Here is a 19,576-nt window from a genome sequence, read left to right on the forward strand (position 1 = left end):
CTCCCCTACTGCCTTACTCCCCTACTCCCTTAACCCTTGATCGCCTCGACCAGCGTCGTGCCGAGCCTTGCCGGCGACGGCGAAACCCTGATGCCGGCCGATTCCATCGCCGCGATCTTGTCTTCCGCGCCGCCCTTGCCGCCGGAGATCACCGCGCCCGCGTGGCCCATGGTGCGGCCGGCCGGCGCCGTGCGCCCGGCAATGAAGCCCGCCATCGGCTTGCTTCGGCCGCGCTTGGCCTCGTCCTTGAGGAACTGCGCGGCGTCTTCCTCGGCCGAGCCGCCGATCTCGCCGATCATGATGATCGACTTGGTCTCGTCGTCGGCGAGGAACATTTCGAGCACGTCGATGAACTCGGTGCCCTTGACCGGGTCGCCGCCGATGCCGACCGCGGTGGTCTGGCCGAGGCCGACATTGGTGGTCTGGAAGACTGCCTCATAGGTAAGCGTTCCCGAGCGGGAAACAACGCCGACCGAGCCCTTGCGGAAGATGTTGCCGGGCATGATGCCGATCTTGCATTCGTCGGGCGTCAGCACGCCCGGGCAGTTCGGACCGATCAGCCGCGACTTCGAGCGATCGAGCCGTGCCTTGACCTTGACCATGTCCATCACCGGGATGCCTTCGGTGATGCAGACGATGAGCGGTATCTCGGCCTCGATCGCCTCGATGATGGCTTCGCCCGCGCCCGCCGGCGGCACATAGATGACGGAGGCGTTGGCGCCGGTCTTTTCCTTGCCCTCGGCGACGGTGGCGAAGATCGGCAGCGTCTCGCCCTTGGCGCCGGTCCAGGTCTCGCCGCCCTTCTTCGGGTGGATGCCGCCAACCATCTTGGTGCCGTGATAGGCCAGCGCCTGCTCGGTGTGGAAGGTGCCGGTCTTGCCGGTCAGGCCCTGCACCAGCACCTTGGTATTCTTGTCGACGAGAATGGACATGGGAGAGAACGCCTCTGAATTCAGCGATTACAAGAAAGGATTGACGGCCCGGACCGAGCCATAAACCTGGTTGTGGTTGAGATCCTCGGTGTAGAAAACCGGCGCGCCGAGCCGCTCCGCGGCCGCGAGCAATGCCGCGTCGCAATATTTGAGTTGATAGCGGCGCGCGAGACGGAGCCCCGCGATGACATAGGCCTGGTCGACCGGGACAAACGGAAGCGTGCCGAGAAAGACCAGCCACTCGTCGACCACAGCATCGGCGAAGACCGACTTCCGTCTCGCGACATTCGCGAATTCGGCCAAGGTCTGGCCCGAGACGCCGAACACAGTCTCGAGCACAAGGCTTTGCGCGATATCATGTCGGCGGGGATCACTTGTCCTCTCCGAAGCCGCGTAAAGGAGGACGTTCGAGTCGAGAAAGCATTCTATCTTCTCGTTCGGCATAGATCTCGTCCCGGTTCCATTTGTATGCAGGGCCCAGGTCGAGAGGTTTTTCGGCCATCAGCCTGCGCATCCCTTCCCGCGCCCAGGCAATCCTGTCTTCCTGCTCGACTTCATGCGCAAGTAGTGAACGAATGAGGGCGTTGAGCGTCGTCTTGCGACGCGCGGCAAGGCCTCGCGCCTGCTCAAGCAGGGTCTCGTCCATGGCCAGGGTGACGTTTTTCATTGTCCGTCTCCACATAAATACACAGCCATAATATGTGTGATTATGTGTAATCCTTCAGCCGCCCTGACCGCCGTCTCCATCGCTCAGCCTTCCTTCATCTCGGAAGGCGAGACGCGCCGATAGACGCCGCTCACCATGTCTTGCCAGACATCGTTGCCGGCGGGCTTGAACTGCAGTTGCATGCGGTATGTATCGGCGCCTTCAAAAACATAGGCCACGCGCGCGGCGCCGCGCGGCGACGAGCGCTCCAGAGTGAGCCTGCTGCCGTCCCACTGGCCTGTGGCGGGAGAGGCCGGCACAAAGCCCATCGAGTCGAACTGATGCATGGTGGCGAGGCCGTTTTGCTGGTCGAAGCCGAACACATTGTGCGCGCCGAACGAAACCGTGCCGTCGCGACGCTGGCGATAGCGCTGCACCACGAACAGGCCGCCGAACTCAGGCTGCGCCACCACTTCCGCGGTCGCCGTGCCCGCATCGGTCCACTGCGTCGCCGCCACCTCTTCCTCGCCGCGCCACGCGCCGACCAGCGCCTGCAGGCGCAGGTGATCGGCCGAGAGGGAAGAGAAGGCGTTCATGGTCAGAGCCGCTTCAAATCGGTGACGGTGAGGTCGCTCTTGGCGTTGCCGGTGTTCAAAGTCGTCGCCGGCTCGAACATCAGCACCACCGGTTCGGCGGTGAGCGAACGCGGCCGGTGCTCGACGCCGCGCGGCACGACGATGAAGTCGCCCTCGCCGAGCTCGACCGGCCCGTCGCGGAAATCGATGGCTATCCTGCCGCGCAGCACGAGGAAGGCCTCGTCCTCATTGTCATGCGCATGCCAGTCGAAGGCTTCGCCGAACTTGGCGATCTTGGCCTGGGCGTCATTGACGTCGCCGGCGATGTGCGGATCGAACACCTTGTCGATCTTCGCATCCGCTGCCTCGACTAGGTTTATTTTGCGCGGAGGCATCCGCTCAGCCCTTCACCGCCTTGACGATCTTCTTGGCCGCGTCGTCGAGGTCGTCGGCCGAGACGACGTTCAAGCCGCTGTCGTTGATGATCTTCTTGCCGAGCTCGGCATTGGTGCCTTCCAGCCGCACGACCAGCGGCACCTTCAGCCCGACTTCCTTGACCGCGGCGATCACGCCTTCGGCAATGACGTCGCATTTCATGATGCCGCCGAAGATGTTGATCAGGATGCCTTCGACCGCCGGATCCTTGGTGATGATCTTGAACGCCGCCGTCACTTTCTCCTTCGAGGCGCCGCCGCCGACGTCGAGGAAGTTGGCGGGCTCGGCGCCGTAGAGCTTGATGATGTCCATCGTCGCCATGGCGAGCCCGGCGCCGTTGACCATGCAGCCGATATTGCCGTCGAGCGCGACATAGGCGAGGTCGTATTTCGACGCCTCGATCTCCTTCTCGTCCTCTTCGGTGGTGTCGCGCAGCTCCATCACGTCCGGATGGCGGAACAGCGCGTTGTTGTCGAACGACACCTTTGCGTCGAGCACGCGCAGATGCCCGTCCTTCATGACGATCAGCGGATTGACCTCGAGCAGGCTCATGTCCTTGTCGACGAAGGCCTTGTAGAGCGTCGGGAACAGGGCGGCGCCGTCCTTCGCCGCATCGCCGTCGAGCTTCAGCGCGGCGTTGAGCTTCTTCACGTCTTCCGCCGTCACGCCCTTTTCCGGGTCGATGGCGACGGTGAGGATCTTTTCCGGCGTGTCATGCGCGACCGCCTCGATGTCCATGCCGCCCTCGGTCGAGACGACGAAGGCGACGCGGCCGACCGAGCGGTCGACGAGGATCGACAGATAGAGCTCGCGGGCAATGTCGGCGCCGTCCTCGATATAGAGGCGGTTGACCTGCTTGCCGGAAGGTCCGGTCTGCTTGGTGACCAGCGTATGGCCGAGCATTTCCTTGGCGTTGGCGACCACCTCGGCGGCCGACTTTGCCAGCCGAACGCCACCCTTGGCGTCGGGGCCGAGTTCCTTGAACTTGCCCTTGCCGCGGCCGCCGGCGTGGATCTGGCTCTTCACCACATAGAGCGGGCCGGGCAGCGCCTTGGCGGCGGCTTCCGCCTCGCTGGCGTTGAACACCGGCGCGCCTTCGGCAACCGGAGCGCCAAAGCCCTTCAGCAGCGCCTTGGCTTGATATTCATGGATGTTCATGCGCTTGGTCTCCGCAGAGGGGCGATTACTTGCCGGCGAGATGTGGGGCGATCTTGGTGCAGGCCTCGGTCAGACCCTGAACGGCGGCCACCGAATTGTCGAACATCTTCTGCTCGGCCTTGGACAGGTCGATCTCGATGACGCGCTCGACGCCGCCGGCGCCAATCACCACCGGAACGCCGACATAGGTGTTCTTGACGCCATATTGGCCCGACAGGTGCGCCGCGCAGGGCAGCACGCGCTTCTTGTCCTTGAGGTAGGATTCGGCCATGGCGATGGCCGAGGCGGCCGGCGCGTAATAGGCCGAGCCGGTCTTCAAGAGGCCGACGATCTCGGCGCCGCCGTCACGGGTGCGCTGCACGATCTGGTCGAGCTTCTCCTTCGAGGTCCAGCCCATCTTGACGAGGTCGGGCAGCGGGATGCCCGAAACCGTCGAATAGCGGATCATCGGCACCATCGAGTCGCCATGGCCGCCGAGCACGAAGGCGGTGACGTCCTCGACCGAAACCTTGAACTCTTCGGCCAGGAAGTAGCGGAAGCGGGCGCTGTCCAGCACGCCGGCCATGCCGACGACATGGCTGGTCGGCAGGCCGGAGAACTTCTGCAAGGCCCAGACCATGGCGTCGAGCGGGTTGGTGATGCAGACGACGAAGGCCTTCGGCGCGTATTTCTTCAGGCCGGCGCCGACCTGCTCCATGACCTTGAGGTTGATGCCGAGCAGGTCGTCGCGGCTCATGCCTGGCTTGCGCGGCACACCGGCGGTGACGATGCACACATCCGCGCCTTCGATGCCGGCATAGTCGTTGACGCCGGTCAGCCTGGCGTCGAACCCGTCGACCGGCGAGGACTGCGCGATGTCGAGGCCCTTGCCCTGCGGAATGCCTTCGGCGATATCGAACAACACCACGTCGCCGAGATCCTTGAGGCCGATCATATGGGCGAGCGTGCCGCCGATCATGCCCGAGCCGATGAGCGCTATCTTGTTGCGTGCCATGTCAGGATGTTTTCCCTTGTCTGTGACGATGCCCAAATCTTGGCAGAATTGACGACGGGGCCGGGAAGGCCGGAAGGATGCGGGAACCCGCGAGATTTCGCCGCACCCAATAGCTCCGGCGCGGAAGAAATTCAAACGATTATTTCGAGCTTAGTGTTTTCAATCGGTTAGATGGTTTGGGAATTACGTAAACGTCAAAATTTGTGAGCCGACTGAGGAGAATTTACACAATGAACGTCGAAATCAGAAGGCTCCATCCCGGCGATGACGCCCTTGTGATGCAAGTGGCAAACGATGTCTTCGACGAGCCGGTCCGACCCGACCGCCGTGGCGGTTGTCGACGGAATGGTGGTCGGCCAGTGTGCCGCGGTCATCCACCGCCATCCCGACAAGGTGAGCGAGCTCTACATCGATGAAGTCGGCGTGGCACCGCCTTTCCAGCGGCAAGGCATTGCGAGCAAGATGCTCGATGCTGTGTTCGAGATCGGCCGCGAGCACGGCTGCGAAGAGGCCTGGGTCGGCACCGAGCCCGATAACGAGCCGGCGCGGGCGCTTTATGAAGCGCGGAATGAGCAGCATGGGAAGGCGGAGGATTTCGTCATGTATGTATATGAGCTTGCGAGACTGGACGAAGCGCCCATGCCTTCATGAGGCGACTACGCCCGCGCCTGCCGCGCTTCCGCCACCGGCGCCCCACCGTCGTTCCGCCCAGCCTTCCAGCCAATCTCGGCTCTGCATTTCGATCAGTCGCGAGGCGGTGCGTTCGAACTCGAACACTTCCGTGCCGCGCTTGGCGGTGTAGAGCCCTTCGGGTGGCGCCTCGGCGCTCATCACCAGCCGAATGCGGTGATCGTAAAGTGTGTCGATCAGCAGGATGAAGCGCTTGGCCTCGTTGCGCTTGCCTTCGCCGAGCACCGGCACGTGGTCGATGAAGATCGTCGAGAAGCGGTCGGCGATCGCCAGATAGTCGCGCGCCCCGTGCGGCTTTTCGCAAAGCTCGGCGAAGGAAAAGCGCGCGGCATCGCCGGCGGCGCGCGGCACGACGATATGACGCCCTTTTAGCGCGATCGTCGTCTCCGCCGTCGGCCTGCCTTGCGTCATCGCCGTCCAGGCCTCGTCGAGCGCGGTGTCGGCCGCCTCGTCGGCAGGCGTGACATAGACCGGCAGGCGATTGAGCTTTTCCTGCCGATAATCCTTTTCGGCATCCAGCGTCAGCACTTTGGCATTGCGTTCGAGCAGGCCGATGAATGGCAGGAAGAGCTGCCGGTTGAGGCCATCCCGATAGAGGTTCTCCGGCGCGACGTTGGAGGTGGCTACCAGCACGACGCCGTTGGCGAACAAGGCTGAGAACAGGCGCGACAGGATCATCGCATCGGCGATGTCGGTGACGGAAAACTCGTCGAAGCACAGCACCCAGGCCTCGTCGGCCAGCGCCCGCGCCACCGGCGGGATCGGGTCGTCCTCCTTCACGTCGCCGTTCTTGCGCGCCGCGCGGTGCTTCTGGATGCGGTCCTGCACGTCGGCCATGAAGTCGTTGAAGTGGACGCGGCGCTTGCGCCTGACCGGCAGCAGCTCGAAGAACATGTCCATCAGCATGGTCTTGCCGCGTCCGACGCCGCCATGGACGTAGAGGCCCTTGACTGGCTCCCGCGGCTGCCTTTTGCGCGCGAACAGCCAGCCCAGCGCGCTGGATTTCTGCGCCAGCCTTTTTGCCGAGATCTCGTCGGTCAGCCGGTCGAGCGCGGCGACGACACGCTCCTGCGCCGGGTCGCGTCCGACCGCGCCGGTTTCTACCAGGTGGTCATAGCGCTGCCTGACGGTCACATGGGTCTGGAGGCCGTCACGCAGATGCATAGTTCACGTCGTTTGCTGTGAGCAGAATGCTCTGGGTGCCAAGGGTGTGCTGAGATTCAGGTCAGGCCGAGCCGAGAATGGCGGCTTGCGAGAACCGGAGCGGAGCGTACTTGAAGTACGTGAGCACCGGAAGCCGCCGTTCGCAGGCCGGCACCACCTGAATATCAGCACACCCTATGGCTTTACCTTGTAAGCGAAATCGGCTGGCCGTTGGAAGTCTGGCCGTCGAACTTTTCGCCGCCGGAGGAATAGAGCCTGGCCAGCGCGCCGCCGTTTTCGTCATAGAGCGTGAGCTGCTTGCCGGCGACGTTCCACGACTTGATGCCGTCGATTGGGGCTGGGCAGTGCAGCGGCCCGGCGCGATAACCGGCGCCGAACTTGGTCTGCGGCGTCGCCACCTTGCAACCCTGGCCTCCGACGCTGACGTTCCAGACGCCGGCGACGCTGGCCGCGGTCAAATCCGTCGCGCCCGCGGGCGCCGCGCCGTCCGGCGGCAGCGAGGCGACCTGCGTGTTCTTCGGCGCGGTCGGGAATTGCGACGGGTCGGTGGTGCCCGGAGCGGCCGGCGGCGGCAGTTGGTTCTGCGTCACCGTGCCGGACGGCGCCGGCGTGAGCGGCGCCGGCTGCTGGTCGTCCATCGACGAGAAGCGCGAGGTCGAGCAGCCGCCCGCAACGAGCGCGGCCAGCGATACGGCCAAAAGGCCCGTTTTCGAAAAAGTGCGGGTCTTTGAAAAAGTCATTCCAACCTCCGTCGGATCCGGTGGGGGGCGCCGTCCGCGTAAACACTCGCTTCACCAAGATGGCGAAGGTGGCAGAATTTCAACCCGATATGGTTAAAATAGGGTTTTCGGAGCTCGTGTTGCAAATTTATCGCAAGGGTGTCTCCTGCCGGAGACACGCCGGGCGTCTCGGGCCGTAACTTATTGAAATTTCAGGCTTGCAGCCGTGCGCTAGGCACGAAGACATAGCCGTCGGGGCCGACGACATAGCATTCGCGCAGGCCATGCGGCTTGTCGATCGAGCCTGCCAGCACGACATGGCCAAGCGCCGCCGCCTTTTTCTCCACCGCATCCGGATCGGCACCATAGAGGCGCAATTCGACGCCGGCGCCGCGCGTTTCGGCACCGGTAATCACGCCGGTCATCGGATTGTCGAGATAAGAATGATCGGCATGCAGCATGAGGATCGAGCCCAGCAGCGCGATCGCGGCGAAATCCTCGTCGGCATAGATGATTTCAGCGCCGAGCACGTCGCGGAAGAAGGCTCCCATCGCCGTCGGTGACCAGAAGGTTGACGCCCAGCCCGCGCGGCAGCGAGCGGCCGAAATCCTCGGCCCTCATCCATGGTGTCTTGGTCCGCTTCATCGCCATGGCGCTCGTCCTCCGGTCCCGATCGTAAACCAAGCAATGTTCCGGCCCTTGGCATTCGTCAGCAAAATGCTTGCGCCAGGCGGCGGCGTCCTTATTTCAGGAAAAAGCAACAGAGCGGACGGAGAATCGATGGCCGCGGGAAAGAAAGCAGCCAACCGCTACTATAGCGGCCCGCCTAGCGATCATTTCGACGGCGCGCTCTTTTTCAATCCCGAGGGCAGGCCGCCCGCGCGCTTCAGCGATTTGCTGAGATGGCAGTTAAGCGGGGCACGCTCGAAATGGCCGGCGGCTTTCCCAAGCCCCTACCGCCAGGCAAAGCCGGACAAAAGGATCGAGGGCGTGGCACTTCGGCTCACCATGGTCGGCCACGCCTCGCTGCTTATCCAGACCGCCGGATTGAACATTCTGACCGACCCGGTCTGGTCGGAACGCGCCTCGCCCTTCGCCTTCGCCGGGCCGAAGCGAGTCAACGCGCCGGGCGTCGCCTTTTCCGATCTGCCGCCGATCGATCTCGTGCTGGTCAGCCACAACCACTATGACCATCTCGACCTCGCCACATTGCGACGGTTGAAGCAGGGCCATGACCCGCTTTTGCTCACGCCGCTCGGCAATGACGCGATCGTCGGCGCCGCAGTATCCGGCATGCGGCTTTCGGCGCATGACTGGGGCGAGCGGGTCGAAGTCGGCAACGGCGCCGTCGTCCATGTCGAGCCGGCGCACCATTGGTCGGCGCGCGGCGGACGCGACCGCCGCATGGCGCTATGGGCGGGTTTCGTCATCGAGACGGCTGGCGGCAAGGTTTATTTCGCCGGCGACACCGGCTTTCATGACGGCATCAACTACCGGCTGATGGCAAAAAAGCATGGCGGCTTCCGGTTGGCAATTTTGCCGATCGGCGCCTATGAGCCGCGCTGGTTCATGGCACCCCAGCACCAGAATCCCGAGGAAGCCGTCCAGGGCATGAGGCTGTGCAACGCCGCCCATGCCGCCGGCTGCCATTGGGGCACCTTTCAGCTCACCGACGAGCCGATCGAGGAGCCGGCGCAGAGGCTGGCCGAGGCATTGGCGGCCGAAAGCATCGCGCACGAGCGCTTTCGCGCCATGCGCCCCGGTGAGATATGGGACGTGCCCGCCGCCTGACTGAGGAACCGGAGCCGGCGAAACGCGTTGGTCCAGCGACGCAATTCGCTCGGAGCCTCCCATGATCAGGTGGATCATCATTCTTCTCATCGTCGCCGCCGCGGCGAGCCTGCTCGGCATGCCGGCCCTGGCCGGTGCCGCCGCCATGGGCGCGCGCATCCTGATCGGCATCGTGCTGATCCTCTTCCTGCTGCTCGTGCTCGGCGTGTTCGCGGTGACCTAGGCGCGACCTCTTTGTTGTCGCCGCGCGCGACCTCTTGGTCGTCGCCGGGCGCGGCGCCTTCGCCGCCGCCAGCATGCGCCGGACTGGTAATTCCTGCCCGTTTCCGCCATATAGCGCCAAACGGACACTGAAATGACGGGATCGATGGCAGGCACCGCCCCCTTCGCCAAGATGAACGGCATCGGCAACGAGATCATCGTTGCCGATATGCGCGGCCGTGCCGATCACGTGACAGCCGCCGCCGCGACCGCGCTCAATGCCGACGCCGCGACCAAGTTCGACCAGATCATGGCGATCCACGATGCGCGGACGGCAGGCACCGCCTATTACGTCGACATATTGAATTCCGACGGCTCTGGCGCCCAGGCCTGCGGCAACGGCATGCGTTGCGTGGTGCAGGCTTTGGCCGCCGAGACCGACCAGAAGATTTTCACCTTCGAGACCCGCGCCGGCATCCTCAACGCGCAGGAACATGCCGACGGCACGATCTCGGTCGACATGGGCAAGCCGCGCTTCGGCTGGCAGGAAATCCCGCTCGCTGAGGAATTCCGCGACACCCGCATGATCGAATTGCAGATCGGCCCGATCGACGCGCCGGTGCTGCACTCGCCATCTGTCGTCTCGATGGGCAATCCACACGCCATCTTTTGGGTCGACCGCGACGTCTGGTCCTACGAACTCGACCGCTTCGGTCCGCTGCTCGAGAACCATCCGATCTTTCCCGAGCGCGCCAACATCACCATCGCTCAGGTCACCTCGCCGCGGACGATGATCATCCGCACCTGGGAGCGCGGCGCGGGTCTCACCAAGGCCTGCGGCTCGGCTGCCTGCGCCGCCGTGGTGGCGGCCGCGCGCACCAAGCGCACCGGCCGCAGCGTGACGCTGATCACGCCCGGCGGCGGCGAACTGCATGTCGAGTGGCGCGAGGACGACCACGTGATCCTGACCGGCGCCGCCGAATGGGAGTTTTCCGGCAGCTTCGATCCCTCGACCGGCGCCTGGGCACGCGATACCGAAAGCGCTGCCTGATGTCCGCTCTCGCCAAAGGTGTCGACGTCGTCACGTTCGGCTGCCGGCTGAACACCTATGAATCCGAGGTGATGCGACGCGAGGCCGAAAGCGCAGGCCTGGGCGCGCTCCAAGGCGGCGCCGTCATCTTCAACACCTGCGCCGTCACCGCCGAGGCGGTGCGCCAGGCCAAGCAGGCGATCCGCAAGGCCCGGCGCGAGAACCCTGAGGCGCGCATCATTGTCACCGGCTGCGCCGCGCAGACCGAGCCGCAGAATTTCGCCGCCATGGACGAGGTCGACCTCGTCCTCGGCAACGAGGAGAAGCTGAAGGCCAACTCCTACCGCGCGCTGCCCGATTTCGGCGTCAACGACACCGAGAAGGCGCGCGTCAACGACATCTTCTCGGTGCGCGAGACGGCAAGCCACATGGTCGACGCCATCGAGGGCCGGGCGCGCGCCTTCGTGCAGGTGCAGAATGGCTGCGACCACCGCTGCACCTTCTGCATCATCCCCTATGGCCGCGGCAATTCGCGCTCGGTGCCGATGGGCGCCGTGGTCGAGCAGATCAAGCGGCTGGCCGGAAACGGCTATGCCGAGATCGTGTTGAGCGGCGTCGACATGACCAGCTTCGGCGCCGACCTGCCGGGCAGCCCGAAGCTCGGGAAGCTGGTGAAGACGATCCTGCGCCAGGTGCCCGACGTGAAACGACTGAGGCTCTCCTCGATCGATTCGATCGAGGCTGACGACGACCTGCTGGATGCGATTGCCACCGAGCCCAGGCTGATGCCGCATCTGCATCTGTCGCTGCAGTCGGGCGACGACATGATCTTGAAGCGCATGAAGCGCCGGCATCTGCGCGACCAGTCGATCCGCTTCTGCGAGGACGTGCGCAAGCTTCGCCCCGGCATCGTCTTCGGCGCAGACATCATTGCCGGCTTCCCGACCGAGACCGAGGCGATGTTCGAAAATTCGGAAAGAATAGTCGAGGAATGCGGCCTGACGCATCTGCACGTCTTCCCGTTTTCCCCGCGCGAGGGCACGCCCGCCGCGCGCATGCCGCAGGTTCGCCGCGAGCTGGTCAAGCAGCGCGCCGCAAGGCTGCGCGCCGCCGGCGAAGCCGCCTATCGCCGCCATCTGGCGGCGCTTGCCGGCACGCGCCAGTCGATCCTGGTCGAGCGCGACGGCCTCGGCCGCACCGAAGGTTTCACGCTTGCCGCGATCGCCGTTGGACAACCGGGCGAGATCGTCGAGGCGGTTGTCACCGGCCATGACGGCGCCCGCCTGATCGCGGCTCCCCTTGCCGCCCAAGCCGCCTGAGACTGCGAGACGCATGGCTGGTTTCTTCAAGAAGATATTTTCGTTCGGTAAGAAAGAGGTCGTCGAGGAGCGTGTCGACGAGACAGCGCCGCTGCCGCCGATCAAATGGGACGCGCTGGAGGCGCTGAAGCCGGGAGCCGAGCAGGAGCCTACGCCCCAGCCGGCGCCCGAAGAGCCGAAGCCCGAGCCCGCCCCGGTCATCCCGCCGGCACCGGAGCCGGTTGTTCCCTCCGAGCCGGAACCGCTGCCCGAACCCAAGCCGGAAGAAGAGCCTCAACCGGCGCCGGAGACACCTGAACCGCCGGCGCCGGAAGAAGTGCCGGTGCCGCCTGCCCGGCCCGAGCCCACACCGGGGCCGGCACCCGAGCCGAAACCGCAGGAAATCCCACCGCCCGCGCCGAGCGAGCCGGACATCGTGCCGTCGCGGCCGGAGCGACAGCCGGAACCGGCGCCGGTCGAAGTACCGACGCCGCCAAGCGAGGTTCCAGCCCAGACGCCGGTGCCTGAAATCCCGCCGTCGACTCCATCCCTGTCGCAATCAACCTCCGAGGCCGGCGCCGCCCCTCATCCGCCTGCCGGCACCTTCTCCCCGTATAGTGACGGGGAGAAGGAGGAAGCTCTAACGCCGACGCCCCCCTCTCCCCGTCCTTCACGGGGAGAGGGTAAGGGTGAGGCGCAGCGCCAACCTGTAGAGGATTCGGCACCGACCCCCGAGACGTCGACGGAAATTCTGCAGCCTCTTCGCCAGCCGGCGCCGATCGAGCCGCAGCCGGTGCGCGCCGAGATCGCTCCCGAGCCCGAAGCCGCGCCAACGCCCCGCCCTCCCCTCGAGGGGGAAGTAGGGGCGCCCCCAAAGTCCGCTCCCTCCGCCGGCAAGGTGACGGTCGCCAAGAAGGTCGAGCAGAAGGCCGAGCCGCAGAAGGCGCCCGAGCCGGCGCCGAGGCGCTCCTGGTTCCAGCGCATGCGCGACGGGTTGGCACGTTCCTCGCGCGAGCTCACCGGCAACATCGCCGGCGTGTTCACCAAGCGCAAGCTGGACGAGGACACGCTGCAGGATCTGGAGGACGTGCTCATCCGCGCCGACCTCGGTGTCGAGACGGCGCTGCGCGTCACCGACTCGCTTGCCTCCAGCCGTTACGGCAAGGATGTTTCCGATTCGGAAGTCCGCGCGGTGATGGCCGCGGAAGTGGAAAAAGTCCTGACCCCGGTCGCCAAGCCGCTCGAGCTCGACCTCAGCCACAAGCCGCATGTCATCCTGGTCGTCGGCGTCAACGGCACCGGCAAGACGACGACCATCGGCAAGCTGGCGGCCAAGCTGACTGAAGGTGGCCTTTCGGTGATGCTCGCGGCTGGCGACACCTTCCGCGCCGCCGCCATCGAGCAGCTGAAGATCTGGGGCGAGCGCACCAAGTCGCCGGTCATTGCCACCAAGCTCGGCGCCGACGCCGCCGGCCTCGCCTACGATGCCTTCGAAAAGGCGAAGGAGGCCGGCTCCGACGTGCTGATCATCGACACGGCCGGCCGCCTGCAGAACAAGACCGAGCTGATGGCGGAACTGGAAAAGATCGTGCGCGTGCTGGGCAAGCTCGATCCGGAAGCGCCGCACACCGTGCTGCAGACGGTCGACGCGACCACCGGCCAGAATGCGCTGAGCCAGGTCGAGATCTTCCGCAACGTCGCCGGCGTCAACGGCCTGGTGATGACCAAGCTGGACGGCACGGCGCGGGGCGGTATTCTGGTGGCGATCGCCGCCAAGCACAGATTGCCAGTCTATTTCATCGGCGTCGGCGAGCAGGTCGACGACCTCGAACCGTTTTCCGCAAGCGAATTCGCCAGGGCGATCGCCGGCGTGGCTTGAACATGGCGTGATCTGCCTGCTTTTCGGCCAGATCATGCGCAACAAGGATCTTTATGAACATCCTCGAACGCGACCCGTCCGACCCGCGCCGCAAGCCGCTCAATCCCGGCTTGAAGTTCCTGCTCGAGCTTGGGCCAGGCCTGGTGTTCTTCTTCACCACCATCCGCGGCGAATGGCTTGCGCAAAAGTTCCCGATCCTCACCCATCTCGGTGAGCCCATCCTGATCGCCACCGCATTCTTCATGGTCGCAACGGCCCTCTCGCTCAGCGCGTCCTGGGCGCTGACGCGCAGCCTGCCGCTGATGCCGCTGGTCTCGGCGATCGTTGTCTTCGTGTTCGGCGCGCTCGCCTTGTACCTGCAGGACAAGACCTTCGCCTTCATGAAGCCGACGATCATCAACTCCCTGTTCGGCGTAGCCCTGCTCGGCGGCCTGGTCTTCGGCAGGTCGCTGCTCGGCTATGTCTTCGATTCGGCCTTCCAGCTCGACGCGGAAGGCTGGCGCAAGCTGACCTTCCGGTGGGGGCTCTTCTTCCTGTTCCTGGCCGTGCTGAACGAGGTGGTGTGGCGGAATTTCTCCGAAGCCACCTGGCTGTATTTCAAGGTCTGGGGCACGATCCCCATAACCTTGCTCTTTACCTTCAGCCAGATGCCGCTGATCATGCGCCACTCGCTGGAGGAAAAAGCCAAGGACGAGGACAAGGAAAGCAATTCCAGGAAAAGTGTGTAACGGTTGGACTCGGCGACTTCGCCGTAGCCTTCCGCCCGGAATTGCGCGACGACAGGGGGACAGGGATGGAATTCCTCACCACGCGCGACGAGCTGAGGACGATCTACAAGACGCCCCGCCCGACCGACGGCTCGATCCGCAAGGAACTCAAGGCGCTCGACGGCCACTGCCGCTCCTTCATCGGCAAGAGCCCCTTCGTGCTGATCGGTTCCTCCGACGGCGCCGGCAATGCCGACGTGACGCCGAAGGGCGACAAGCCCGGCTTCACCGCCATTCTCGACAACAGCACCATCGCCATTCCCGACCGCCCGGGCAACAACCGGCTGGACACGCTGGAGAATATCATCCGCAATCCTTCGGTCGGACTGCTTTTCCTCATTCCCGGCATGAACGAGACGCTGCGCGTCAACGGCGACGCCCGCATCACCGTCGATGCCGGCCTGCGCGAGCGCCTGGCCGTCGACGGCAAGGCGCCGCAAAGCGTCATCGTGGTGACGGTCAAGGCCGCCTACATGCACTGCGCCAAGGCCTTCATGCGCTCCGAGCTGTGGAAGCCGGAGACCTGGTACGATCGGGCGAGCCTGCCGACGCTCGGTGAGATCATCCGCGACCAGCTGGCGCTGGCCGAGAGCGCCGGCGAGATCGACCGCGAGCTGGACGAGGATTACCGCAAGACCCTGTGGTAGCATTCGGAACGACTCACCCGTTCCGTTCGGCTCATCCCCTTGATCGAGATCCTCGCCATCTCCGGCAGCCTGCGCGCCGCTTCCACCAATTCGGCGCTGATCGCGGCTTTAGCCGCCAACGCGCCCGCGGATTGCCGCGTCGTGATCTATGGCGGACTTGGCCGGCTGCCGATCTTCAATCCGGACGACGAGGGCGAGCGCACGCCGCGCGAAGCCGCCCGCCTGATCGACGCCGTCACCCGCGCCGACGGCGTCATCGTCTCCTGCCCGGAATATGCGCATGGCGTGCCGGGCGGCCTGAAGAACGCGCTCGACTGGCTGGTGTCGCGCGACGCCGCCGTCGGCAAGCCGGCGATGCTGGTGCATGCCTCGCCGCGCTCGCTCTATGCCCGCGCCGCGCTCGCCGAGATCATGCGCACCATGTCGTTCGCGATGTATGAAAAGGCTCCGCTCGAGATCGCGCTGCTCGGCAAGAAGCCGCTGGAGGTGGAGGCGATCCTGGCGGAGGCGGCTAGCCGACAGGCGATGCGAAACGAGGTCCAGAGTTTCGCTGACTTCATCCGCGCCGGCTGAGCGGTTGTCACCCGCCGCCGAGTTCCTTCGCACCCCCCTCTGTCCTGCCGGCCTCTCGCAACCTTCGTATCCTCAATAAGTCTTGGCGCCATTGACCATCAGCCGGACCATGTAGAGCGAGGTGGTGCCGGCGATGTAGAGGCAGTTGCGCTTGGCCCCGCCGAACACGCAATTGGCGGTCACCTCCGGCACCTTGACCTTGCCGATCAGCGTGCCATCGGGATCGTAGCAGTGGATGCCGTCGGCCGCGCTCGTCCAGATGCGTCCGGCATCGTCGAGCCTGAAACCGTCGAACAGGCCGGCCGTGCAGTCGGCGAACACCTTGCCGCCCGAGACCGTCCTGCCGCCGTCGACGACATTGAATACCCGCATATGCGCAGGGTTCTCGGCCCCATGCGTGCGGCCGGTGTCGGCGACATAGAGCAGGCTCTCGTCGAGCGAGAAGGCGAGCCCGTTCGGCCTGACCATGTCGGTGATGACGGCCTCGACCTCGCCCGTACCGGGATCGACGCGGTAGACATAGCAGGCGCCGATCTCGCTCTCGGCCTTGTCGCCTTCATAATCGGTGTCGATGCCGTAGGTCGGGTCGGTGAACCAGATCGAGCCATCGGACTTCACCACCACGTCGTTGGGCGAGTTCAGCCGCTTGCCCTTCCATGTGTCGGCGATGGTGGTGACCGAGCCATCATGCTCGGTGCGGCTGACGCGGCGGCCCGAATGCTCGCAGGTCACCAGCCGCCCTTCCCGGTCGACGGTGTTGCCGTTGGAATTGCCCGAGGGCTGGCGGAAGACACTGACGCTGCCGTCGGTCTCGTCATAGCGCAGCATGCGGTTGTTGGGAATGTCGGACCAGACGACATAGCGGCCGGCCGCGAACCAGGCCGGGCCTTCCGCCCACCGGCACCCGGTGAACAGCTTTTCAACCTGCGCGCCGCCGTTGAACAGCCGCGCGAAACGTGGATCGAGAATTTCGTAATAGTCGGCGGCCGCCATGCTTTCCTCCCGGCATTCACGTGCGCATGACCCCGAAAGTCGGAATCGATTTTCGGAAAGGGGTCATGCGCAAAGTCAAAGTGCTACAGCGTTCTTTGCGCGTCCGGAAGGACGCGCGACGCTGTAGGGAGATCAAGACAGCAGGAGGACGCAAAGGCAAGATCGATGATTGCCTTCACCACATCATGAACGCCGCGCACGGCATTAGGACCGGGTTAACCGGCTATGCGCTGGCTGCAATGGTGCATTGCAACATCTTTCTTTTGCAACGCACCATTCCTATGTCATGCTCGCAATCGATCAGGGAGGAACAAACCGCCGCATGAATGCGGCAGCAAAGGAACCTCGTCATGATCTTCGACAACATCGTCGCCCGCGCCCGCACCAACATCGCCAAGCGCCGCCAGTACAACCGTCTCGTCGCCGAAATCGAGAACCTGTCGAGCCGCGATCTCGCCGATCTGCGCGCCGACCGCTCCGAGATGCTCTACCAGATCCGCAAGCAGATCTTCGGCTGATCTTTCTTGCCGACCAGCGCGAGGCCTGACGGCGCGTTGAGATTCAGGTCAGGCCGAGTCGAAAATGGTGGGTTCCGAGAACCGGAGCGGAGCGTACTTTAAAGTACGTGAGCACCGGAAGCGCAGGAAGCCGCCATTTGCAGGCCGGCATCACCTGAATATCAATGTGCCGCCAGCGCTTTCTCGATCTGCGGCAGCAGCAGATCCCTCGCCGATTCCGGCGTCAGCGGCCCGACATGCTTGTAGGCGATTTTGCCGTTCCTGCCGATGACGAAGGTCTCCGGCACGCCGTATACGCCCCAGTCGATCGCCGCGCGCCCGGCCGGATCGACGCCGATCGCCTGGTACGGGTTGCCGAGATCGCCAAGGAAGCGGCGGGCATTCTCCGGCTGGTCCTTGTAGTTCAGCGCCGCAAGCGTGAAGCGCTTGTCCTGCGACAATGCCAAGAGCACCGGATGCTCCTCGCGGCAGGGCGCGCACCATGACGCGAAGACGTTGACCAGCGTCACCTTGCCGCCGAAGGCTTTCGAATCGAGACCCGGCAGGTTCGACCCTTCGAGCGGCGGCAGGTTCGTCTGCGGTGCCGGCAGGCCGATCAGGGCCGAGGGGATTTCCGACTCGTCACGGCCGGACAGGAGCTGCGACAGGAACAGCCCGGCCAGCCCAAGGAAAACCAGCAGCGGCAAAATCACGAACAGGCGGCGACGAGGCGCCGGTGTTTGGGTTTCGGTGCTCACGGCTTTGTCGTCCCGGCCTTGTCCGAGCGGCGCCGTACGCCCGCGGCCTCGAGCGCGGCGAGCTCGCGCTTGCGCGCTCGCTGGTCGAGCAGGATCCAGCCGATCAGCCCGACCAGCACGATCGCCGTAATGGCATAGGCCGCGGTGACATAGAGGGCGTGCGCGCTCATATCCGCGTACCCGTGTGCGTGCCTTCCGCGCCTGCGACGCCAATCCGTTCGATCATGCCTTCCCTTAACCCTGCAGCGCAGGCCGCGCAATCAGCCGCCGCGCCGCAGTTGAAAACGTCCTTCCGGCCTCAATCCGTCCCGTGACGCAGTGCCAGCGCGGCCGCCAGCGGCCCAACCACGGCAAGAAACAGCGTCAGCGCGGCAACAATGAGGAAGGGCTGCAGGAACGGCGCCGGATCGGCCACAGCGCCGTAGCTCGCCGAGACGCCGAAGATCAGCACCGGGATGGTGAGCGGCAGCACAAGCACGGAGATCAAGAGCCCGCCGCGCGGCAGCGCCACCGCGACCGCGGCGCCAGCGGCGCCGATAAAGGTGATGGCCGGCGTGCCGACGAGCAGCGTGAGCGCCGTGGCGCCGATCCCGAGCGGCTCCATGTTCATGAAGAGGCCGAGCAAGGGCGCCGCGATCACCAGCGGCAGCACGCTGCCCATCCAGTGCGCCAGGCACTTGGTCAACACCGTCAGCGCCAGCATGTGGCGGTCGCTGTTGAGCACGAGCAGATCGAGCGAGCCGTCCTCGCGGTCGGCCTGGAACAGGCGATCGAGGCCGAGCAAGCAGGCGAGCAAGGCGGCGATCCACAAGATCGCCGGGCCGATGCGGGATAGAAGGTTGAGATCGGGCCCGACGCCGAACGGGATGGTGGCGATCACCGCCAGGAAGAAGATGACGCCGATCAGCGCTCCGCCGCCGGCGCGGATGGAAAGGCGGATATCGCGCAGGAAGAGGGCTAGCACCGGCGAAGCGCCTCTGCGCTGTGATCGCCCTCGTTGCGAACGCCGCGTCCCTTCACACCCCCCTCTGCCCTGCCGGGCATCTCCCCCGCAAGGGGGGAGATTGGCAGCTCCAACGACAGCATCTCCCTTTCGACTTTGGTGATCGGCGAAAGCCTGCGCGACATCCAATCTCCCCCCTTGCGGGGGAGATGGCCGGCAGGCCAGAGGGGGGTATCGTTGGGCACCGGCGTCAAGAGACTGTTCCCATCCTCAACGCCTTCGCCCCCTCCAGCCCCAGCGGCAAATGCGTTGCCGCCACGATGATCCCTCCCTCCTGGCAGTGCTCCCTCATCAACCCTGCAAACCTTTCCTCCGACGCCTTGTCCAATCCGGCCGTCGGCTCGTCGAGGAGCCATATCGGCCGGCGGCTGACCAGAAGCTTCGCGATCGAAGCCCGCCGCCTTTGCCCGGTCGAAAGGTAGCCGAACGGCAGGTGGCTAATTCCTCCCAGCCCGACCGTCTCCAACGCCTCCTCCACATCCAGCCCCGGCTCACCCTGGAAAGCGCGCCAGAAGCCCAGATTCTCTTCCACCGTGAGCGCCGTCTTCATCGCATTGAGATGGCCGAGATAGTGCGAGGCCGAAGCGACCGAGGGAAAATCCTCGCCGCCGCCCTCGATCTTCACCTTGCCTTCGGCCGCCGGCAGCAGACCGGCGACGACCCTCAGAAGCGTCGACTTGCCGGCGCCGTTCGGCCCGGTGACGATGAGCGCCTCGCCCTTTTCGAGCGCGAATCCGATGCCGGAAAAGACCGTCTCGCCGCCGCGCTCGCCGCCCAGATTTTCGGCGATCAGCCGCATTCTTGCCCGTCCCGAAAGCACCGTTTC

Annotated in this window: 26 protein-coding genes; 11 read left to right on the top strand and 15 right to left on the bottom strand. The window is 64.9% G+C overall.

The genetic code is table 11. From position 1 onward, the window contains the following. Nucleotides 1-29: 29 nt before the first annotated feature. From sucD to mdh, 7 genes are all read right to left on the bottom strand, one after another. Entirely contained in the window at nt 30-932 is a 903-nt protein-coding gene (gene sucD, locus P9236_RS27755) for a succinate--CoA ligase subunit alpha (protein WP_278077811.1), read from the bottom strand. Nucleotides 933-959: 27 nt separating this feature from the next. Next, on the bottom strand, nt 960-1,376 hold the full coding sequence (locus P9236_RS27760) for a PIN domain-containing protein (protein ID WP_278077812.1): 417 nt from the start codon (nt 1,374-1,376) through the stop codon (nt 960-962). Continuing rightward, nucleotides 1,303-1,599: a hypothetical protein gene (locus tag P9236_RS27765; RefSeq protein ID WP_278077813.1), complete on the bottom strand. Its 297-nt coding sequence runs from the start codon at nt 1,597-1,599 to the stop codon at nt 1,303-1,305. The genes P9236_RS27760 and P9236_RS27765 overlap by 74 nt, the downstream gene beginning before the upstream one ends. Nucleotides 1,600-1,682: 83 nt before the next feature. After that, complete coding sequence (locus tag P9236_RS27770; protein ID WP_278077814.1) at nt 1,683-2,174, bottom strand: DUF1579 family protein; 492 nt, start codon at nt 2,172-2,174, stop codon at nt 1,683-1,685. Between the two features lie 2 nt (nt 2,175-2,176). Further along, nucleotides 2,177-2,548: a cupin domain-containing protein gene (locus P9236_RS27775; RefSeq protein ID WP_278077815.1), complete on the bottom strand. Its 372-nt coding sequence runs from the start codon at nt 2,546-2,548 to the stop codon at nt 2,177-2,179. 4 nt (nt 2,549-2,552) lie between these two features. Next, complete coding sequence (gene sucC / locus P9236_RS27780; protein WP_278077816.1) at nt 2,553-3,746, bottom strand: ADP-forming succinate--CoA ligase subunit beta; 1,194 nt, start codon at nt 3,744-3,746, stop codon at nt 2,553-2,555. Nucleotides 3,747-3,771: 25 nt separating this feature from the next. Then, nucleotides 3,772-4,740: a malate dehydrogenase gene (mdh, locus tag P9236_RS27785; RefSeq protein WP_278077817.1), complete on the bottom strand. Its 969-nt coding sequence runs from the start codon at nt 4,738-4,740 to the stop codon at nt 3,772-3,774. Between the two features lie 294 nt (nt 4,741-5,034). Here mdh and P9236_RS27790 point away from each other — a divergent pair, with 294 nt between their 5' ends. Continuing rightward, on the top strand, nt 5,035-5,391 hold the full coding sequence (locus tag P9236_RS27790; RefSeq protein WP_278077818.1) for a GNAT family N-acetyltransferase: 357 nt from the start codon (nt 5,035-5,037) through the stop codon (nt 5,389-5,391). On the opposite strand, the gene zapE is transcribed toward P9236_RS27790, so the two are convergent. From zapE to P9236_RS27805, 3 genes are all read right to left on the bottom strand, one after another. Next, nucleotides 5,386-6,594, bottom strand: coding sequence for a cell division protein ZapE (zapE, locus tag P9236_RS27795; protein WP_278077819.1), 1,209 nt, complete (start codon nt 6,592-6,594; stop codon nt 5,386-5,388). The genes P9236_RS27790 and zapE overlap by 6 nt on opposite strands. Before the next feature lie 182 nt (nt 6,595-6,776). After that, nucleotides 6,777-7,334, bottom strand: coding sequence for a protease inhibitor Inh/omp19 family protein (locus tag P9236_RS27800; RefSeq protein ID WP_278077820.1), 558 nt, complete (start codon nt 7,332-7,334; stop codon nt 6,777-6,779). Nucleotides 7,335-7,525: 191 nt separating this feature from the next. Then, nucleotides 7,526-7,864 carry a hypothetical protein gene (locus P9236_RS27805; protein ID WP_278077821.1) on the bottom strand — a complete coding sequence of 113 codons (339 nt, stop codon included), beginning with the start codon at nt 7,862-7,864 and terminating at the stop codon, nt 7,526-7,528. Nucleotides 7,865-8,093: 229 nt separating this feature from the next. Here P9236_RS27805 and P9236_RS27810 point away from each other — a divergent pair, with 229 nt between their 5' ends. From P9236_RS27810 to P9236_RS27845, 8 genes are all read left to right on the top strand, one after another. After that, nucleotides 8,094-9,104: an MBL fold metallo-hydrolase gene (locus P9236_RS27810; protein ID WP_278077822.1), complete on the top strand. Its 1,011-nt coding sequence runs from the start codon at nt 8,094-8,096 to the stop codon at nt 9,102-9,104. 61 nt (nt 9,105-9,165) lie between these two features. Beyond that, a complete protein-coding gene (locus P9236_RS27815; RefSeq protein ID WP_149791585.1) occupies nt 9,166-9,327 on the top strand; it encodes a DUF1328 family protein in 162 nt (53 codons plus the stop codon). A gap of 144 nt (nt 9,328-9,471) precedes the next feature. Continuing rightward, entirely contained in the window at nt 9,472-10,356 is an 885-nt protein-coding gene (gene dapF / locus P9236_RS27820; protein ID WP_278077870.1) for a diaminopimelate epimerase, read from the top strand. Next, on the top strand, nt 10,356-11,654 hold the full coding sequence (gene mtaB, locus P9236_RS27825; protein WP_278077823.1) for a tRNA (N(6)-L-threonylcarbamoyladenosine(37)-C(2))-methylthiotransferase MtaB: 1,299 nt from the start codon (nt 10,356-10,358) through the stop codon (nt 11,652-11,654). Before dapF ends, mtaB begins: the two co-directional genes overlap by 1 nt. A gap of 13 nt (nt 11,655-11,667) precedes the next feature. Then, complete coding sequence (gene ftsY, locus P9236_RS27830) at nt 11,668-13,512, top strand: signal recognition particle-docking protein FtsY (RefSeq protein ID WP_278077824.1); 1,845 nt, start codon at nt 11,668-11,670, stop codon at nt 13,510-13,512. A 53-nt stretch (nt 13,513-13,565) separates the two neighbouring features. Next, nucleotides 13,566-14,240 carry a septation protein A gene (locus tag P9236_RS27835; RefSeq protein WP_278077825.1) on the top strand — a complete coding sequence of 225 codons (675 nt, stop codon included), beginning with the start codon at nt 13,566-13,568 and terminating at the stop codon, nt 14,238-14,240. Nucleotides 14,241-14,305: 65 nt separating this feature from the next. After that, the gene (locus P9236_RS27840; protein ID WP_278077826.1) at nt 14,306-14,926 is read left to right on the top strand and encodes a pyridoxamine 5'-phosphate oxidase family protein; all 621 of its coding nucleotides are present in this window, start codon (nt 14,306-14,308) and stop codon (nt 14,924-14,926) included. A gap of 39 nt (nt 14,927-14,965) precedes the next feature. After that, nucleotides 14,966-15,499: an NADPH-dependent FMN reductase gene (locus P9236_RS27845; RefSeq protein ID WP_278077827.1), complete on the top strand. Its 534-nt coding sequence runs from the start codon at nt 14,966-14,968 to the stop codon at nt 15,497-15,499. A gap of 72 nt (nt 15,500-15,571) precedes the next feature. Here the strand turns inward: P9236_RS27845 and P9236_RS27850 are convergent, their stop codons facing one another. Next, nucleotides 15,572-16,492, bottom strand: a complete 921-nt coding sequence (locus tag P9236_RS27850; protein WP_278077828.1) for an SMP-30/gluconolactonase/LRE family protein — start codon at nt 16,490-16,492, stop codon at nt 15,572-15,574. Nucleotides 16,493-16,557: 65 nt separating this feature from the next. Here P9236_RS27850 and P9236_RS27855 point away from each other — a divergent pair, with 65 nt between their 5' ends. Together P9236_RS27855 and P9236_RS27860 are read left to right on the top strand one after the other, a co-directional pair. After that, on the top strand, nt 16,558-16,818 hold the full coding sequence (locus P9236_RS27855; RefSeq protein ID WP_278077829.1) for a hypothetical protein: 261 nt from the start codon (nt 16,558-16,560) through the stop codon (nt 16,816-16,818). A gap of 24 nt (nt 16,819-16,842) precedes the next feature. Continuing rightward, nucleotides 16,843-17,010 (top strand): hypothetical protein, encoded by a 168-nt coding sequence (locus tag P9236_RS27860; RefSeq protein ID WP_278077830.1) that lies wholly within the window; start codon nt 16,843-16,845, stop codon nt 17,008-17,010. A gap of 161 nt (nt 17,011-17,171) precedes the next feature. Here P9236_RS27860 and P9236_RS27865 read toward each other — a convergent pair whose 3' ends face one another. The 4 genes from P9236_RS27865 to ccmA all read right to left on the bottom strand — a co-directional run bounded on the left by P9236_RS27865 (nt 17,172) and on the right by ccmA (nt 19,549). Further along, nucleotides 17,172-17,747: a DsbE family thiol:disulfide interchange protein gene (locus P9236_RS27865; protein WP_278077831.1), complete on the bottom strand. Its 576-nt coding sequence runs from the start codon at nt 17,745-17,747 to the stop codon at nt 17,172-17,174. Next, nucleotides 17,744-17,917: a heme exporter protein CcmD gene (ccmD, locus tag P9236_RS27870; RefSeq protein WP_278077832.1), complete on the bottom strand. Its 174-nt coding sequence runs from the start codon at nt 17,915-17,917 to the stop codon at nt 17,744-17,746. The genes P9236_RS27865 and ccmD overlap by 4 nt, the downstream gene beginning before the upstream one ends. Nucleotides 17,918-18,045: 128 nt before the next feature. Further along, nucleotides 18,046-18,711: a heme exporter protein CcmB gene (gene ccmB / locus P9236_RS27875; RefSeq protein ID WP_278077833.1), complete on the bottom strand. Its 666-nt coding sequence runs from the start codon at nt 18,709-18,711 to the stop codon at nt 18,046-18,048. Between the two features lie 229 nt (nt 18,712-18,940). Then, a complete protein-coding gene (ccmA, locus tag P9236_RS27880; RefSeq protein ID WP_278077834.1) occupies nt 18,941-19,549 on the bottom strand; it encodes a heme ABC exporter ATP-binding protein CcmA in 609 nt (202 codons plus the stop codon). Between the last annotated feature and the right edge of the window lie 27 nt (nt 19,550-19,576).

Origin of the sequence: Mesorhizobium sp. WSM4884 (genome assembly GCF_029625675.1) — a bacterium.
Taxonomy (GTDB): Bacteria; Pseudomonadota; Alphaproteobacteria; order Rhizobiales; family Rhizobiaceae; genus Mesorhizobium.

Bases quoted from the DNA above. Each gene is read 5' to 3' on its own strand.
- P9236_RS27835 (WP_278077825.1), top strand. From the start codon at position 13,566: ATGAACATCCTCGAACGCGACCCGTCCGACCCGCGCCGCAAGCCGCTC.
- P9236_RS27800 (WP_278077820.1), bottom strand. From the start codon at position 7,334: ATGACTTTTTCAAAGACCCGCACTTTTTCGAAAACGGGCCTTTTGGCC.
- zapE (WP_278077819.1), bottom strand. From the start codon at position 6,594: ATGCATCTGCGTGACGGCCTCCAGACCCATGTGACCGTCAGGCAGCGC.
- P9236_RS27815 (WP_149791585.1), top strand. From the start codon at position 9,166: ATGATCAGGTGGATCATCATTCTTCTCATCGTCGCCGCCGCGGCGAGC.
- mdh (WP_278077817.1), bottom strand. From the start codon at position 4,740: ATGGCACGCAACAAGATAGCGCTCATCGGCTCGGGCATGATCGGCGGC.
- P9236_RS27790 (WP_278077818.1), top strand. From the start codon at position 5,035: ATGTCTTCGACGAGCCGGTCCGACCCGACCGCCGTGGCGGTTGTCGAC.
- ccmD (WP_278077832.1), bottom strand. From the start codon at position 17,917: ATGAGCGCGCACGCCCTCTATGTCACCGCGGCCTATGCCATTACGGCG.
- sucC (WP_278077816.1), bottom strand. From the start codon at position 3,746: ATGAACATCCATGAATATCAAGCCAAGGCGCTGCTGAAGGGCTTTGGC.
- P9236_RS27855 (WP_278077829.1), top strand. From the start codon at position 16,558: ATGCGCAAAGTCAAAGTGCTACAGCGTTCTTTGCGCGTCCGGAAGGAC.
- ccmA (WP_278077834.1), bottom strand. From the start codon at position 19,549: ATGCGGCTGATCGCCGAAAATCTGGGCGGCGAGCGCGGCGGCGAGACG.
- P9236_RS27850 (WP_278077828.1), bottom strand. From the start codon at position 16,492: ATGGCGGCCGCCGACTATTACGAAATTCTCGATCCACGTTTCGCGCGG.
- P9236_RS27760 (WP_278077812.1), bottom strand. From the start codon at position 1,376: ATGCCGAACGAGAAGATAGAATGCTTTCTCGACTCGAACGTCCTCCTT.
- P9236_RS27765 (WP_278077813.1), bottom strand. From the start codon at position 1,599: ATGAAAAACGTCACCCTGGCCATGGACGAGACCCTGCTTGAGCAGGCG.
- P9236_RS27775 (WP_278077815.1), bottom strand. From the start codon at position 2,548: ATGCCTCCGCGCAAAATAAACCTAGTCGAGGCAGCGGATGCGAAGATC.
- dapF (WP_278077870.1), top strand. From the start codon at position 9,472: ATGGCAGGCACCGCCCCCTTCGCCAAGATGAACGGCATCGGCAACGAG.
- sucD (WP_278077811.1), bottom strand. From the start codon at position 932: ATGTCCATTCTCGTCGACAAGAATACCAAGGTGCTGGTGCAGGGCCTG.
- P9236_RS27770 (WP_278077814.1), bottom strand. From the start codon at position 2,174: ATGAACGCCTTCTCTTCCCTCTCGGCCGATCACCTGCGCCTGCAGGCG.
- ftsY (WP_278077824.1), top strand. From the start codon at position 11,668: ATGGCTGGTTTCTTCAAGAAGATATTTTCGTTCGGTAAGAAAGAGGTC.
- P9236_RS27860 (WP_278077830.1), top strand. From the start codon at position 16,843: ATGATCTTCGACAACATCGTCGCCCGCGCCCGCACCAACATCGCCAAG.
- mtaB (WP_278077823.1), top strand. From the start codon at position 10,356: ATGTCCGCTCTCGCCAAAGGTGTCGACGTCGTCACGTTCGGCTGCCGG.
- P9236_RS27805 (WP_278077821.1), bottom strand. From the start codon at position 7,864: ATGGGAGCCTTCTTCCGCGACGTGCTCGGCGCTGAAATCATCTATGCC.
- P9236_RS27810 (WP_278077822.1), top strand. From the start codon at position 8,094: ATGGCCGCGGGAAAGAAAGCAGCCAACCGCTACTATAGCGGCCCGCCT.
- P9236_RS27840 (WP_278077826.1), top strand. From the start codon at position 14,306: ATGGAATTCCTCACCACGCGCGACGAGCTGAGGACGATCTACAAGACG.